General features: G+C 43.3%; 14 protein-coding genes and 3 pseudogenes. 9 read left to right on the top strand and 8 right to left on the bottom strand.

All coding sequences use genetic code 11. From position 1 onward, the window contains the following. Window positions 1-169 precede the first annotated feature (169 nt). A complete protein-coding gene (locus tag QT996_RS26855; protein WP_333050393.1) occupies window positions 170-1,072 on the bottom strand; it encodes an undecaprenyl-diphosphate phosphatase in 903 nt (300 codons plus the stop codon). A 322-nt stretch (window positions 1,073-1,394) separates the two neighbouring features. On the opposite strand from QT996_RS26855, the gene QT996_RS26850 reads away from it, so the two are divergent. The 4 genes and pseudogenes from QT996_RS26850 (at window position 1,395) to QT996_RS26835 (ending at window position 4,532) form a co-directional block, all read left to right on the top strand. Next, window positions 1,395-2,006 carry a thylakoid membrane photosystem I accumulation factor gene (locus QT996_RS26850; protein ID WP_333050391.1) on the top strand — a complete coding sequence of 204 codons (612 nt, stop codon included), beginning with the start codon at window positions 1,395-1,397 and terminating at the stop codon, window positions 2,004-2,006. A gap of 262 nt (window positions 2,007-2,268) precedes the next feature. Continuing rightward, on the top strand, window positions 2,269-2,466 hold the full coding sequence (locus QT996_RS26845) for a hypothetical protein (protein WP_333050390.1): 198 nt from the start codon (window positions 2,269-2,271) through the stop codon (window positions 2,464-2,466). A 70-nt stretch (window positions 2,467-2,536) separates the two neighbouring features. Beyond that, on the top strand, window positions 2,537-2,812 hold the full coding sequence (locus tag QT996_RS26840) for a hypothetical protein (protein ID WP_333050389.1): 276 nt from the start codon (window positions 2,537-2,539) through the stop codon (window positions 2,810-2,812). Between the two features lie 470 nt (window positions 2,813-3,282). After that, window positions 3,283-4,532, top strand: a pseudogene (locus QT996_RS26835) (IS4 family transposase). Between the two features lie 49 nt (window positions 4,533-4,581). On the opposite strand, the pseudogene QT996_RS26830 reads toward QT996_RS26835, so the two are convergent. The 6 genes and pseudogenes from QT996_RS26830 to QT996_RS26805 all read right to left on the bottom strand — a co-directional run. After that, a pseudogene (locus QT996_RS26830) lies at window positions 4,582-4,704 on the bottom strand (IS630 transposase-related protein); the annotation flags it as partial. 404 nt (window positions 4,705-5,108) lie between these two features. After that, window positions 5,109-5,954, bottom strand: coding sequence for a WecB/TagA/CpsF family glycosyltransferase (locus tag QT996_RS26825; protein ID WP_333050388.1), 846 nt, complete (start codon window positions 5,952-5,954; stop codon window positions 5,109-5,111). Between the two features lie 78 nt (window positions 5,955-6,032). Continuing rightward, on the bottom strand, window positions 6,033-7,115 hold the full coding sequence (locus tag QT996_RS26820; RefSeq protein ID WP_333050386.1) for an NAD-dependent epimerase/dehydratase family protein: 1,083 nt from the start codon (window positions 7,113-7,115) through the stop codon (window positions 6,033-6,035). A 62-nt stretch (window positions 7,116-7,177) separates the two neighbouring features. Continuing rightward, window positions 7,178-8,404 carry a glycosyltransferase family 4 protein gene (locus QT996_RS26815; RefSeq protein ID WP_333050385.1) on the bottom strand — a complete coding sequence of 409 codons (1,227 nt, stop codon included), beginning with the start codon at window positions 8,402-8,404 and terminating at the stop codon, window positions 7,178-7,180. 122 nt (window positions 8,405-8,526) lie between these two features. Further along, window positions 8,527-9,687: a glycosyltransferase family 4 protein gene (locus QT996_RS26810; RefSeq protein WP_333050383.1), complete on the bottom strand. Its 1,161-nt coding sequence runs from the start codon at window positions 9,685-9,687 to the stop codon at window positions 8,527-8,529. Window position 9,688: 1 nt separating this feature from the next. Then, window positions 9,689-10,597 carry a glycosyltransferase family 2 protein gene (locus QT996_RS26805; RefSeq protein WP_333050382.1) on the bottom strand — a complete coding sequence of 303 codons (909 nt, stop codon included), beginning with the start codon at window positions 10,595-10,597 and terminating at the stop codon, window positions 9,689-9,691. Between the two features lie 391 nt (window positions 10,598-10,988). Between QT996_RS26805 and QT996_RS26800 the strand changes: the two genes are divergently transcribed. Together QT996_RS26800 and QT996_RS26795 are read left to right on the top strand one after the other, a co-directional pair. Then, window positions 10,989-11,933, top strand: a complete 945-nt coding sequence (locus QT996_RS26800; protein WP_333050380.1) for a glycosyltransferase family 2 protein — start codon at window positions 10,989-10,991, stop codon at window positions 11,931-11,933. A 13-nt stretch (window positions 11,934-11,946) separates the two neighbouring features. Further along, the gene (locus QT996_RS26795; RefSeq protein WP_333050378.1) at window positions 11,947-12,648 is read left to right on the top strand and encodes a CatB-related O-acetyltransferase; all 702 of its coding nucleotides are present in this window, start codon (window positions 11,947-11,949) and stop codon (window positions 12,646-12,648) included. Between the two features lie 39 nt (window positions 12,649-12,687). Here QT996_RS26795 and QT996_RS26790 read toward each other — a convergent pair whose 3' ends face one another. Beyond that, on the bottom strand, window positions 12,688-12,915 hold the full coding sequence (locus tag QT996_RS26790; protein WP_333050377.1) for a hypothetical protein: 228 nt from the start codon (window positions 12,913-12,915) through the stop codon (window positions 12,688-12,690). Between the two features lie 128 nt (window positions 12,916-13,043). Here QT996_RS26790 and QT996_RS26785 point away from each other — a divergent pair, with 128 nt between their 5' ends. The 3 genes and pseudogenes from QT996_RS26785 (at window position 13,044) to QT996_RS26775 (ending at window position 14,392) form a co-directional block, all read left to right on the top strand. Next, on the top strand, window positions 13,044-13,391 hold the full coding sequence (locus QT996_RS26785) for a DUF6444 domain-containing protein (RefSeq protein WP_333050375.1): 348 nt from the start codon (window positions 13,044-13,046) through the stop codon (window positions 13,389-13,391). After that, window positions 13,384-14,112 (top strand): annotated as a pseudogene (locus tag QT996_RS26780) (IS66 family transposase). The gene QT996_RS26785 and the pseudogene QT996_RS26780 overlap by 8 nt, the downstream one beginning before the upstream one ends. Beyond that, window positions 14,069-14,392, top strand: a complete 324-nt coding sequence (locus QT996_RS26775) for an IS66 family transposase (protein ID WP_445304597.1) — start codon at window positions 14,069-14,071, stop codon at window positions 14,390-14,392. Before QT996_RS26780 ends, QT996_RS26775 begins: the two are co-directional and overlap by 44 nt. The last annotated feature ends 48 nt before the right edge of the window (window positions 14,393-14,440 follow it).

Below are 14,440 nucleotides of genomic sequence, written 5' to 3'. Positions count from 1 at the left end.
TAATAATTAAGTGGGGTCGTAAAATCAAAAATAAGGGCAATGCGTGTATCACAGTTTAAATGTGCAACAGCTTATTACAAAAAAATAGATGGTAATTTGGCGTTCCAGTTATTAATTAAACCGAGTTCAGAGCGACATAAGTCGCTCCTACAGCTAGGGAATTTCTATTTTATAGATTTCGCACTGCCCCACCTGCGAGCGCCGTTAAAATTGCCACGCCAAAAGCCAACCTGTACCACACAAATACCCAGGTGTTTTGAGTTTGAAGGAACTTCATCAGCCACGCGATCGACAAATAAGAAAACACAAATGCCGAAATCGTTCCTACTATCAAAGCTGCAACTCCAGCATCGCCGATTCCTTCTCCTAAAGCACCCTTCAATTCCACTAATCCAGCCAGAGTAATTGCCGGAATTCCCAACAAAAAAGAAAACCGCGCGGCGGCAGGTCTTTCCAATCCTATAAACAATCCTGCTGTTAGAGTGGAACCCGATCGCGAACACCCCGGAATCAATGCCATTGCTTGAGCTAATCCCATCAAAATACCGTCTTGAACAGTTAATTTTTCATAAGTGCGATTGCGCTTGCCAATTTTTTCTGCTATTGCTAACAGCAGGGACATGACGATCGAAGCAATGGCAATGCTGGCCAAACTTCTTAGCGGCGACTTGTCAAAATCTGGCACCAATATCTTGATTAGCAGCCCAAAAAAGACTACAGGTATTGTTCCCAAAGCAATTCCCAAGGCGATCCGAAACTCTTGCGATTCGTAGTCGCGTCGCCTCACGGCATCTACAGCACCCAAAGTTATAGTTGTCAAGTCTTTCCAGAAATACCAAAGCACTGCCACAATACTGCCCAACTGAATTACAGCAGTATAAGCAACCCCCGGATCGCCCCATCCAAGGGCGATCGGCACTACCTTCAAATGAGCGCTGCTGCTGATGGGCAAAAACTCTGTTAATCCCTGTACAATTCCTAACACAATCGCCTGCAACAGATTGAGTTGAGTGGGCCCGGAAACATCAGCAGCGGGCGTTTGGGCGAGGAGTGCGTCAAGCAAAGCTATCATTAGTTGTAAATTCCCAGTTGTCTGTTTCTAGTAATCAGTTGAATTTAATATCTTGCACCCTTCTGGGAAGCTAGAAGCCCACCCCACCACAAATAAATTTTATTGTGGTGCGGACACTTCCATCCCGCCCCTGAAAAGCCGATCGCAAATAGTGATCTTCGGTCAGTATAATTGCCTTGGCGATCGCCACTATCAGCAATTTATGATAGTCGAGCCGAAACTACTTTAACCTACTCACCAACATTTGCCCACACTTTGCTGATAAAATTAGGAAAGTTTTTGCATCTGATTTCGCTTTCCTTACAGCAACTGCCAACAACCTATGATATTTTCTGAGAACAAAAATTCACTTGTTACTCCTGCTTCTGGCCTGGGCTTGCTGAAGCGAATCTTGTCAGCTAGTCTTTTAACAGTCGCGATCGCACTTAGCTTGATACTGCTAAGCGGCACGGCGCCCGCCTTAGCAACTCTCACAGACGATCGCTTCGACGGTACTATTTATGCCCTCTACGCCGGCAACGGTTCCCTAGTTCCTCCTAAAGTTAAGCTTGCAGATTCTTTCAAACGCAATAAACCCGTATTGTTAGTGTTTTACACTGACGACAGCAGTGACTCCAAGCAATACGCGATCGTCGTCTCTCAACTCCAGGAATTTTACGGCCGCGAAGCCGATTTTATGCCCATAACAGTTGACTCTTTGCCTCCCAAAGCGTCACCGGAACTCACAGAACCTAGCCATTATTACGAAGGTTTCGTACCCCAAACTCTCATCCTCGACCAATCGGGAAAAGTAGTTTTTAATGAGAAAGGACAAATACCATTTGAACAGGTAGATGATGCTTTCCGGAAAGTATTTGATTTGCTGCCCAGAGAAAAATCCCTTCCGCTCAAACGCCGCGTCGTGAATGAACTTAATGTCGAATTATCGAAGTAAAATCTTGGAATAAGTAATATCTATTCCGGTTGCACCGGAATTATTGTTGACTGTAGAAGGAGGGGTCGAAAAACTGAATGATTGAGTGTTAACTGTTGACTAGACTTTATTATTCCGATGCAACTGGAAACGATATAAGCTAACTTCCACAAACGAAATACTCGCGAGGCCGGACTTCTTGAACCAGTCAGGTTGCGAATAGCTATCTAACCAATTCATATCGTTTCCGGTTGTATCGGAAACGATATTAAAGCTGAAAAAGATGGCGTCGCAAAGTAGGGAACAGTACGAGATAAATAGAAATAAAAATGAAGTGGGCAAAGTATTGATGAAAATGGGATATGGATATATCGGTTTAGGTGGAAAGAGACAAGCTGAAAGTTTGGCTTATGAGGCAAAAAGAGAGAGCGGACAGAATCGCTATGATGCTTTCATTGATCTTTTGAAATATGCTACATAATCAGATATGTCGGAATTGGTTTTGGGAAGTCAATTAATCTTTGATTTGGACGCGGAAACTAGCGAACACGATGCCTTTGCCGAGGCATTTTCCCAGGTTTCCTGATCGCGGTTTAGGGAAAAATGAGATAGCTACGGCTAGCGGAGATTTGGGCGGGCCTTCGTTTGTTGGCGGGAAGATTGCGGGGATTAGTTGTTGGGGTTATAGCGATCGAGGATTTTTCAAAAGAAACATCAGCGATATTGATAAAATTGACGATAATGGCAGTTTGGGGAGAATTCCCGGCGACAGGCGGGTATCATTTTATGCAAGTTGGATCGATAGTAGGTTGACAAAAAATCCCTGATAGGGTTTTGGGTTAATTGCGGCTGAGTTTTTAGGATATTAAGAGGAATAGGCATCCAAATCCAAGAAAGCTGGTTTTTTGCGGTGTGTGCGGGTTCGGAAGTATGCTAGCACAAAAACCGGCTTTCTGAGTGCTATCTTTGATCTTCCCATCGAGCTTCTGTTTCACGCCCTAGATGGGGAAATAGGTATTTTCCGGATCTAGGCTAGTCTGTGCATTATTTCGATCGCCCTTAGCGTTTCAATCCTTGATCATTTGTGACAAGTTAAAAAAAAGTGCAAATTGTCAAGAGGTAAACCCAAAAAGGTAAAATAGGCTGAAACATCTATCTGGCAAGCAGTTGAGCCATAGTTGAACCAGTTAGAAGTAACAAAAAAAGAATTAACCGAGATCATGCAAAGAAAAAAAATAGTCCCCAAATAGAAAATGAAGCGATCGCGAATCACCTGGAAGATTTATTAATTCCAGTAATGGCTGCCCAAAAAACTTTTTATCGCCAACTAAATTTAAGAGATAGGATTCTGACACTACCATTAATGATGGCAGCAATATTAAGTCTCTTATGGCGAAATGTAGCGGGAGTAACAGAATTAACCAGATTATTAAATAGAGAAGGATTTTTATGGTGTCAGCCGTCAGAAATTAGTCAACAAGCATTATCGCAAGGATTTTTAACTTTTCCAGCAATTTTATTTGAAAAAGTATTTAAAGAATTACTACCTCATTTTCGTCAGAAAGGGTTAGCAAGAAAATCCAGACCCTTACCAGATAGCGTACAATTTGCCTTAAAAAACTTGGAAACTGGATAGCTGACGGGTCAACATTAGAAGCATTATTTCGGAAGCTACAAAGTTTATCAGATGTGCCAATTGGTCAATTATCCGGAAAAATGGGAGTAATCATAGACCTAGTAACTCATCTTCCCGAAGAAATTTGGTTTGGGACAAATCCCAAACAAGCAGATACTCACTGGGAGGAAGATTTACTAAAAACAGTTAAGCCAAAAACCTTGCTCTTATTGGACACAGGCTTTTATCACTTCGCTTTTTGGGAAAAACTCATCCAGCAAGAAATTGGATTTATCACTCGAATCAAGAAAGGTGCATCTTATCAGGTCGAGCGGGTATTAACAAATACTTATGATGTCAAAGACCCGATAATTAAAATAGGTGCAGGCACAAAACAGACACCAGCTTTGACTATAAGATTAGTACAGATTCGCTCCAAGGCTTCCTGGCGTTCTTATCTAACAAGTGTCCGAGAACATGAAATATTGCCCCCCTATGTAGTAGCAGATTTATATCAAAGACGCTGGCGAATTGAAGACGCATTTTGTACAGTAAAAAGATGATTAAATCTCAGCTATTTATGGACAGGTTCATTAAACGGAATCAATCTCTAAGTCTGGGCTACTTGGCTATTTTATGCGGTTTTAGTAGACGATAGAGATGCGGTGGCAGATGAATTAGGAGTACCAATTGAACGGGTTTCATTAGAAATGATTTATCGGGGGATGTATCATTTTTCGGTTGCCTATCAAAAAGGAATAGCTTCTGACCTAGTTAAGTATTTTGCCGCCGATAACAATCAAGATTTAGGGATTGTTAAGCAACGGGGAAAACCTCATGTCAGGCTAATTATTTCTCCTTTCCCTGGAACTCCAAGAAGTGCCGAACAATTTTTTTTCAATAATAAAGGAACAAATGGAGTCATATTTTAATTGGGTCAACAGGTAAAAAACGAGTAAAATTACTCAATGACAATAGTGTTTTTAGCTTAACTTGTGAGTAATGCCGATATATCGTTGCTCTTCCTACCTTAAATAGGACAGCCGCTTGGGCGATACGACCGCCATTTTCTACATAATCCACGACTCTTTTTCTCAAATCTATGCTGTAAGACCTTTTCCTAAGTGGTTAACTATTTTTATTCATTTTACGTCATTTTTTAATATTCTCATACTTATTTGAAATGACTATATCTATGTTCTGACGGGGTTGTCACCCCCTGAAGTCCGCACCTTACCACATACATAATGTAAAAATTGCTTTCTTGCGTAATATCGTTTGCAGTTGCGTCGGAATAATATATTTGGATCATGTCAGTGGGATCTCTTAAGCTCGCGATTTGGGTAGCGAGCTTAAGAGATCCCACTATAATTCCGATGCCACCGGATTTGATATAAGTTTTCTTGAATATGCGATCGCAGTTGCACCTCAAAACGATTAGTTACGATGTGTTTGCTTTTTTACTTTTTTCTTGTGAGCATCCATAATTCACAAGATACTTTTAAATTTCAACCATATAATACTTCTTCTACAGGCGGTGTGGCGTCTGTGGGGTCGAAGTGTTTAATTTTCAAAGCTTGTAGCAAAAACAGCCAGATATAAAGCGGATTCAAAAAAACATACCGCTGCCACAGGCGCCGAGGTTCCTTCATCATCCGAAACAGCCATTCCAAACCTATTTTAGATAAAAAGTCAGGAGATTTAGCCAAATTCCCCGCATGAAAATCGTAAGCAGCACCTACAGCTATCAAGGGCATTGATAAGTCGTCCCGGTATTCGTAAGCCCAGACTTCTTGCCGGGGACACCCCAAACCGACAAAAGTAATTGCTGCACCGCTGTTGCGAATTTGCTGTGCAATTTCTTGTTTCTCTTGGGGCGAAACTTGCCTAAATTTAGAAGGCTGAGTTCCAGCAATAATTAACTTGGGAAAACGCTGGCAGAGATTGCGAGATAAATCTTCCAGTACAGAAGCTTGAGAGCCGTACAAATAGATAGGTAATCCTTCTTCTGCCGCACGTTCGCAGATTTGTAACATCGCATTCGGCCCGCAAACTCGATCGGGCAATGCCGTATGGTAGAGCAAATTTAACGCCCACCTGACCGGCTGTCCGTCTGGCAATACTAAGTCAATGTGATTGAGACGATAGCGATGAGTGCTGTCGAGAACCCCAGTCATTACCCCGTGAACCGCTAGAGCTGAAACTGACATAGGTTTTCCGGCGCTGGCTGCCGCAATAATTTTGCTAACAGCCGCTTCATAATTAACGGCATTAACTAAAATGCCGAGTACATTCTTTTTTCCTTTATCAATCATGGAATACCTCTTTAAGTCAACGCTCGCGGTTACACTCATAAAAAATCTCCTGTAGGATTTGTTTAACTTTGTATTCCATCCTTTACCCCAATTCCCAGCACATTCTTTTTTCTCAGCTCAATCATCGGAGCCTTCTTTCAGCCAACGCTCACGGTTACACTCATAAATCTCCTGTAGGATTTGTTTAACATTATATTTCATTTTCCAGTCTGGATAGTGACTGGCAAATTTTGAATTGTCGCTAATCCACCAAATGTGATCGCCAATGCGATTCCCTTCAGCATAAGTCGAATTGAATTTGCGTTCTGCAATTTCCTCCGACATCTGAATGGCTTCTAACATCGAACAGTTGCTGTACCTGCCTCCTCCTGTATTATAAACTTCGCCACTTCTGGGAGCTTTATAAAATTCATAAAAAGCCGCAATTAAATCAGCACTATGAATGTTATCGCGGACTTGCTTGCCTTTGTAGCCAAACACGGTGTAAGGAGTTCCCGTCACGGCGCACTTCATCAAGTAGGCGAGGAAGCCGTGCAATTGAGCTCCCGAGTGATTGGGTCCTGTCAGGCAGCCACCACGAAAACAAGCGGTGTTCATATTAAAATATCGACCGTATTCTTGAACTAAAACGTCAGCAGCTACCTTAGAAGCACCAAACAAACTGTGCAGGCATTGGTCGATTGACATATCTTCCCTAATGCCGGTTTCGTAAGTATGGCCTGGTTCAATTTCCCACCTGTGTTCTAATTCAATTAAAGGCAATTTGTTGGGTGTATCGCCGTATACTTTATTGGTAGAAGTGAAAATGAACACCGCTTTAGGACTGTACAAGCGAGTTGCTTCTAAAAGATTGAGAGTACCGTTAGCGTTGACGGTAAAATCTATTTGAGGATCGCGGGCAGCCCAATCGTGGCTCGGTTGGGCTGCTGTGTGAATTACTAACTCGACCGACTCGCCGTACCGCTTAAAAATATGGATAATGGCTTCAGAGTCGCGAATGTCCACATCTAAGTGATCATACTTGGTACCCAAGGAGTTTTCGAGCAGTTGGCGGTTCCAGCTTGTAGAACCATCAGCACCAAAAAAGAACTCGCGCATATTATTGTCGATGCCAACTATATCTAAGCCTTGTTTGGCAAAGAACTTACACGCCTCAGAGCCAATTAAACCTGCCGAGCCAGTAATGATTGCAACGCCCACGTTTCACCGCCTTAAAAAATATAGTTTTCTTTGTTGGGTCCGATCGAACAAATCAGAAGTTATCATGATTTTCGATAGACTATATCTTCGCACAATTGAGCAAAGAATTCACCGTTAACATCCCAATCATATACTTCCCTGACGTGATTGCGACCTGCTTCACCCAAGCGCGATCGCAACTCGGCATCGCCCGCTAAATGAGCGATCGCCTCAGCTAGACCCTGCACTGCCTGTTCTGGATTGTAACCAGGTACTTTTACCCCCGTTTGGGCCGTCACTTGAGTAGCAGGCCCTCCCAGATCCAAGCAGATGATGGGACGCGCCGCCGCCATCCCCTCCAAGCAAGTCCAGCCACCTGAATCGTGCAAGCTAGGGTGGATAAGTACATGAGACTCCCCTAGCTTATCCAAAGTTTCCTCGCGCGGCAGCCTCCCCCAGAACTTAACTTGAGAGGAAACGCCCAATTCTTCCGCTAGAGATTGAAGGCGATCGCGTTCCGGGCCATCCCCCAGCAGCCAATATTCGGCATTCGGCAAGTTAGCGTGGGCAAAAGCCCGCAACGCAAGGTGATAGCCTTTCCAGTGCAGCAGCCGCCCCATACTGATGAACCTGATCGGGGAAAGCCCTGGCATCTGGCACTCTCCCAGCCGCGCCATCTCTTCCTTCGACAGACACGCCTCGGAAAGCACCTGCACCTTTTTAGCCCCCATCGCCCGCACCCGCTTCGCCGTGTCCTCCGTTGTCGCCAAAGCTAAGACGCTTCTGCGAGCCGTCATCCTGGCAAAGGGATCTCTCTCACCCAGGCGCTGCCCCCAGTCTCGCGCTGTTTCGTAAAGTTTTGCCTTAAAGCTAAAATCTTCCCAAAAAGGTTTAGGGGCTGCTTCCCCACCGCCCACAGGCCCCCAAATAAAAGGAATTGGCAGCAGCGAGATAAAGCTCGGCGACCAAAATTTAACGTAGGTAACGTGGCGGGCGATGTCGAAATTAATTTGGCGGTGGAGCTGGCGCGCTTCTAAGTAAGCCAAAATTTGCCACAGGTAATAGTGCAATTGCAGCCCTCCCTGTCTACCTTTAAAGTTTTCGCTCCAGCCGAAAGGCTCAATGTAGACAAAGCGCAGGTTAGGGTTTGGGTACGTGGCGAGGAAGGCTTCAATAGCGGTACGGTAAAAGGTGCGAGTTAGTACCCAAACTTCTTGATGCTTGGCGGCTTCTACCACCGCATTCCAGCCCACTCCTTCCTCAGATCCTTGTCCGGGTTCGCAGGCAAAGGCAGATAAAAGAATTTTCATCGGCAATTTGTAGTGGTTAGTGGTTAGTGGTTAGTAATTAGTCGTAAGCCGTTAATTTGTTGTTAGTAGTTATTTTTACTTAAAAACTCTGTTTTTTGCTACTATCCACAACAGCTTAACCACTAACGACTAAGCGTTAAAAAGGATGTTACTTCCACATAAGCTTGGGCGGCTGTTTCGGGAGTTTTTTGAGCAATTAGTTCGCGTGAGCGCTCTCCCATTGACTTAATCAAATCTGGATTGTCCAGAAAGCGCCGCATCGCTTCAGCTAAACATGAGGGATCGTGAGGATCGAAAATATAACCATTTTCCCCTTCAGCAATCAACTCACAAGCAGCCGCACCATTTGAGCATAGTATTGGTTTGGCAAAAACCATCGCCTCCGGTACCACCATTCCCCAGACATCTTCAAAAGTAGGAAATACAAAAACATCAGCTTGCTGAAAGTAAGTACCCAAACTTCCATATTCCACCCATCCGGCCCAAGTTACCTGATCTTCAAAATTGCGCTCTTTAATAAAATTTTCCAGTTCTTCCCGCTGATCTCCCTTGCCAACAATCAACAGCGAATAATCAACATAACCTTGACTTTTAAGAATAGCGCAAGCTTCTAAAAGCGTCTTAATTCCCTTTCTTGATGTGATACGCCCCACATACAGAAAAATTGGGCGTTTCAACTCCAAATTCGGCGACTCAGTGCCCTCCAGCCGTTTCATTAAAGCTCCCGCATCGGGGACAAGATAGGTTCGGGTAAAAATTTTATCCTCGGGTACATTAAGCGCTTCTATCAGATATTGCTTGCCCGCATTACTGTTAGAAACAAAAGCATCAGCAAACCGCACAAGTATCCGGCGAACAAAAGTCCGAAAACTGGAATCTCGAAAATCTGTATTGGGGGAACTACCATCATAGATAATCGCAATTTTCCACCGCATCAGCGGTTTTAAAAGTGCTACAATCACAGTCCACAAAGAGAAAGCTTGGGGAAATACGACTTGAGGACGAAATTCGAGCAGATAGCCGATAATACTAGGTGATACTACGATAAATCCGCGATCGTAGCCTGTATCTATCTTTGTCGTCTCTACAAAACTCGTCTTTCCTACTAACTGAATTGCCGACGAACCAGGCATTTTTGGATCGAACCCCGGCCAAACCCCACCCGTATAAAATACAGTATTCTTAAAAACCTTCGTAAATTCTCTCAAAACAGGCTGCCAGTACGCTCCCAGTCCCACTTCTGGAACCAGCCAAGCAATGCGGAGTTCATTTCTATCAACCATCCTATTCACCTTTAGTTTTGTTTTTAGTCAATCCCAGTTTACTCAACACTGAAAGCCAAACTAACCTTCGATAAGGTAGCAGCCAATAAATTGGCCACAACAAGCCACCATGCCGCTGAGTAAATACTTTCCACTCTTGAGCCGGTTGCAGGGTAGTATCTTTGAAGGATAGACCTTTCGGTTTGCTCATTTTGTCCAATCCTTCGCTTAAATTCTCAGCAGCCGTTTTTGTCACCTGGGGGTTGAGGGAACAAGTGCCTAAATAGCCGGGAGCAATCCAAACTGTACATCCTTTCTGTCGGGCTCGTAAACCATAATCCCAATCACCAATATAATGGACAAAAGCCGGATCGAGGTTGCCGACAATTTGCACAACACTGCGAGGAATTAATACGCAGTTGCCGTGCATCGTATCGCATCTCTGAGGGTCTTTGCTCGGTTCGAGAACACCATATCGGAAGGGGTGCAAAGGATTATTTCGCACGACACCACCGTATGTTGTTTGACCTGTTTCGAGATCGCAGGTAGAACCGCCAACGATTGCTTTTGTTTCTCCTTTTTCTGACAAATTGTGACTTGTTTGTAGCAAGACCCTTACTGTTTCTTGATAAATAATAGTGTCATCATTTAACCAGAGGTAGTAGTCGGGATCGTCTTTCATTGCTTCGCTAAAAGCGCGACGCATTCCCCCATTCCAAAATAGGTTCCCATCGCCGGAAAAAATTTTGACTTGAGGATAGGTTTGACGGACTGCATCGCTGGTACCGTCGGTGCTGGCATCATCGACTACATAGGTAGAAATATCTACATTGGCGGGAAGGGCCTGGTTAAAAAGTGCCTCTAAGCAAGCTAATGTTTTCTGGTGGCGGTTGAAGCAAGTTAAAAGGGCGGCGATCTTAGTACGGTTCATTATTCCCAATTTGGCTACTTTTAAGGATAGGTAAGGCTAAAAGTAACAGTGTTTTATTTTACCACTCGCTCGGCGGTTGCAACCGTCGCTACAAAAATGAAATTAGGGCTTACGCAGTCGCTACAGCCCTTTCACAAGGGGGGTTTAAGAGTTCCCCACTTGGGCAATGGGGTCGGGGTATCAAGGTTTGAGAGTTTAAGAGCGTCAGTCCTAGAAGTCGGTCTGGGTAAACTATTGTTGTATTATAGTTGACCGGCGAACTTTTTGGTGATAAATTGGAATTTAGAACTTAAGTTGACAGGCCAAGCCTGCAAGGTTCCTAGCACATTCATAATATTGATGAGTTCTACTAAGCAAGAATAATTATAATCGTTGGAGTGCAACAGTTTAAATGCCACATTATCAGACAAAAACTCCCATTGTTTTTGTGGTTTTCAATCGAGTGGATACTACTGAAAAAGTCTTCGAGGCGATTCGACAAGTTAAACCCCCTAAGCTGTTAGTAATTGCTGACGGCCCTCGTGCCAACAAACCTGGGGAAGCTGAAAAGTGCGTCGCTGTACGTGCAATTATCGATCGCGTCGATTGGGACTGTGAAGTTCTGAAAAATTATTCAGAGATTAATTTAGGTTGCAGGGATCGCATTTCTAGCGGTTTCGACTGGGTATTTAATACCGTAGAGGAAGCAATTATTCTCGAAGATGATTGTTTGCCAGACCCAACATTCTTCCCTTTTTGTGAGCAGTTATTAGAGCATTATCGAGATGACAAACGGATTATGTCAATCGCTGGCGTAAATTTACAATTTGGGAGAAAAAGAACAGAAGACAGTTACTATTTTTCGCGTTTTAGTAACTGTTGGGGATGGGCGACTTGGCGCCGAGCATGGCAATACTATGATGTTGACATGAAGTTATGGCCTCAACTTCGGGAAGCAGGCTTTCTCGAAAATTTATTAGCTAATCCTCAATCTGTAAAAGTTTGGGATAGTGCTTTTCAAGTTTCCTATGATGGAACTGTCAACAATTGGTTTTTTAGATGGCTTTTTACTTGTTGGGTTGAAAATGGACTTGCTATTATTCCAGAGAAAAATTTAATTTCTAATATTGGGTTTGGCAGTCAAGCCACCCATACTTCAGGAGAAGATAGTATATATAGTAATATGCCAACGGAAGCAATCGCCTTTCCTTTAAGACATCCAAACCACGCGATCCGAAATTTTGTAGCCGATCAATTCACTCAAGATACATTTTATGATTATCATCCCCCATTAATCCGGCGCATTAAGAAAAAATTAAATAAGTTATGTGGGAACACAATATTTAACCTTCACTAAGTAATTAGTAACCATGTCTAAAATCTCAACATTTCTCCGTTCTATAATCAAAAATCCAATCACTGAATATCTGCGATTTTTAGTCAATTGGTGGAAAAACAAGTTTAAATATAATAATTTTTATCAAGACTATATGGCTTTGGTTACAAATTCAACTATCAGTCACAATGTTAGTGTGTCTAGTCGTGTAGCCATAGAAGGTTCTGTCATTGGTTCTTACACTTATGTGCGCGATAATACGCGAATTTTCAATGGTGTTGTCGGCAATTTTTGTTCGATAGGGCCAAACTGCATCATTCGCTTAGGCTTACATCCTGTGGGAAATTTTGTTTCCAGCCATCCGATATTTTATTCGCCAAAGATGCTAGTAGGGACAACTTTTGTAGACCAAAAATATTTTGAGGAAGAGGAAAAAACTGTCCATATCGGCAATGATGTTTGGATTGGCTCAAATGTTATTGTTGTAGATGGTGTAACTATTGGTGATGGAGCCATTATCGCAGCCGGAGCCGTTGTCACAAAAGATGTGCCACCTTATGCTATATATGGAGGAATTCCGGCCAAACTTATTCGCTATAGGTTTGATGAACAAAAGATTGATTTTCTGCTGAAGTTTAAGTGGTGGGACAATGATGAAAAATGGTTGAGAAAAAATGTCAAAGATTTTCACAACATTGACGACTTTATCCATATTTATAACACGCAAAATAGTTGAACGAGCGCGGGTTCGGTAGTATGTCTAATTAGCCCCAGGTTATATAATATCAGCAGTCATCTGGGATTTAAACTTAGACCAATTCAGAACCATCACAGCCGCTATGAAGGCCAGTGTATCATTGCTAGTCTGATACGGCAAAAATCTATAGCGAAAAGTAGCCATTCTCGGGTCGCTTTCTTGGTATAAAATATCTTGGGCAAAGTTTCGCCACCGTTCATCTATCAAATCAATTGTCATACCAGCATGAGCAGACGGTAGCAGCATATTGGAGCCGTGAAGACCAATTATTAAGCGGCTCTCTGAATAAAGGTGGCAAATCTCCTTTTCAATTTTGTAAGGATTCAGGTGAAAAATAGTTGATTGAAAGCGGAAAAATCTGGTAATGTAGTCAGATGAGCGAAAAGCCAGAGTTATCAGCCGCACTAAAATTAGAAATAGTTGACCAGTTGAGCCGTGAGGAGCTGGTCAAAATTGTGCTAACCCAACAGAAGCTGATTGAAAAATTACAACAAGAACTCGAAAAGCTCAAAGAGAGACAGCCCAGCAATAGCAAAACATCATCGAAACCCCCATCAAGCGATCTCATACAGAAATCAGAACTGGCCAAAGTTGATAACTCAAAAGAATCAGAAAAAGAGCCAAAGCCAAAACCAGGAGGACAGCGGGGACATATCGGTAAAACCCGAAAAGGATTTGGGCGAGTAGATAGATATCAAATCAGCACTCCTGACAATGAGTGAGCATTGTGGTAGCAGAGAATTAAGTGATGCGATTGGTTATAGCAAGCAGCAAGTAGCGTGTTTAGCAGCCTTACCAATTGAAGTGGTGGAATATCAACGAGTCAAATGTCAATGCCTAGAATGTGGAGCAATGGTGATGGGCTCACCAGCATCCGAGATAGTTCCAGGGCAAGACTTAAGCATCGAGCTACAAGCATTATTGGTATGGCTAGGTAATTATGGGCACATATCCTACGAAAAGCAACAAGAGTTCCTGCGCGAACTAGGTGGAATCGAAATAGGGATAGGGACATTACAAGCGACAAATGCGCGGGTAGCCGATGCTGTAAAGTCTGCCGTTGAAGCCTTATGGAAATGGGCACCCTTACAAGCCAACGTCCATGTCGATGAAACCCCTTGGTGTGTCAAGGGAGTCAAAGAATGGTTGTAGACAGCTACGGGTCAAGATTTTTGCCTGTTTCATGCTGCGGATACTCGGAGTAGAGCCGAATTAGAGACGATGTTGGGGCATGAATTTGCTGGAGTGTTGAGCTCTGATGATTTTAGCGTCTACAACGGTGTGATTGTGGGAGCCCAACAAAAATGTTTAGCCCATCTACGGCGACATTTTAAGAAAGTTCTGCTTCTTAGTTACGGTAACAATACAGTTGTCGCCTCTGCGTTCTTGGAATTAATTGATGAGGCATTTCGACAACATCGACTCCGGGCGGGAACACCCTGAAGAGCTTGATTATCAGACTTGGGCGAGGGACTTTAAGACCAGGTTGGCAGAATTGTTAAATACTTGGCAAGGTCATGTTGGTCATGCTGCGGGACTTTTATTGCGCTCGTTGCGTGAGAAAGCACATCAATGGTGGTACTTTTTAGACCATCCGGACATTCCTCCTGATAATAATTTGGCAGAACGTTCTCTCCGATTAGCCGTGACGAAGCGTAAGGTATCTGGGGGCTCCCGGTCAATGTCTCGGTTTGAACTGAGATCTTGCACCATTCTCAATTAGCCCTTGCATTTTGTGCCAAAATGTGAAAAAAAGGACGTATAAACAATG

Source organism: Microcoleus sp. S13C4 (assembly GCF_036700865.1).
Classification (GTDB): domain Bacteria; phylum Cyanobacteriota; class Cyanobacteriia; order Cyanobacteriales; family Microcoleaceae; genus Microcoleus.
The sequence above is the reverse complement of the archived record's forward strand: the minus strand, read 5'-3'. Positions and strand labels throughout refer to the sequence as shown.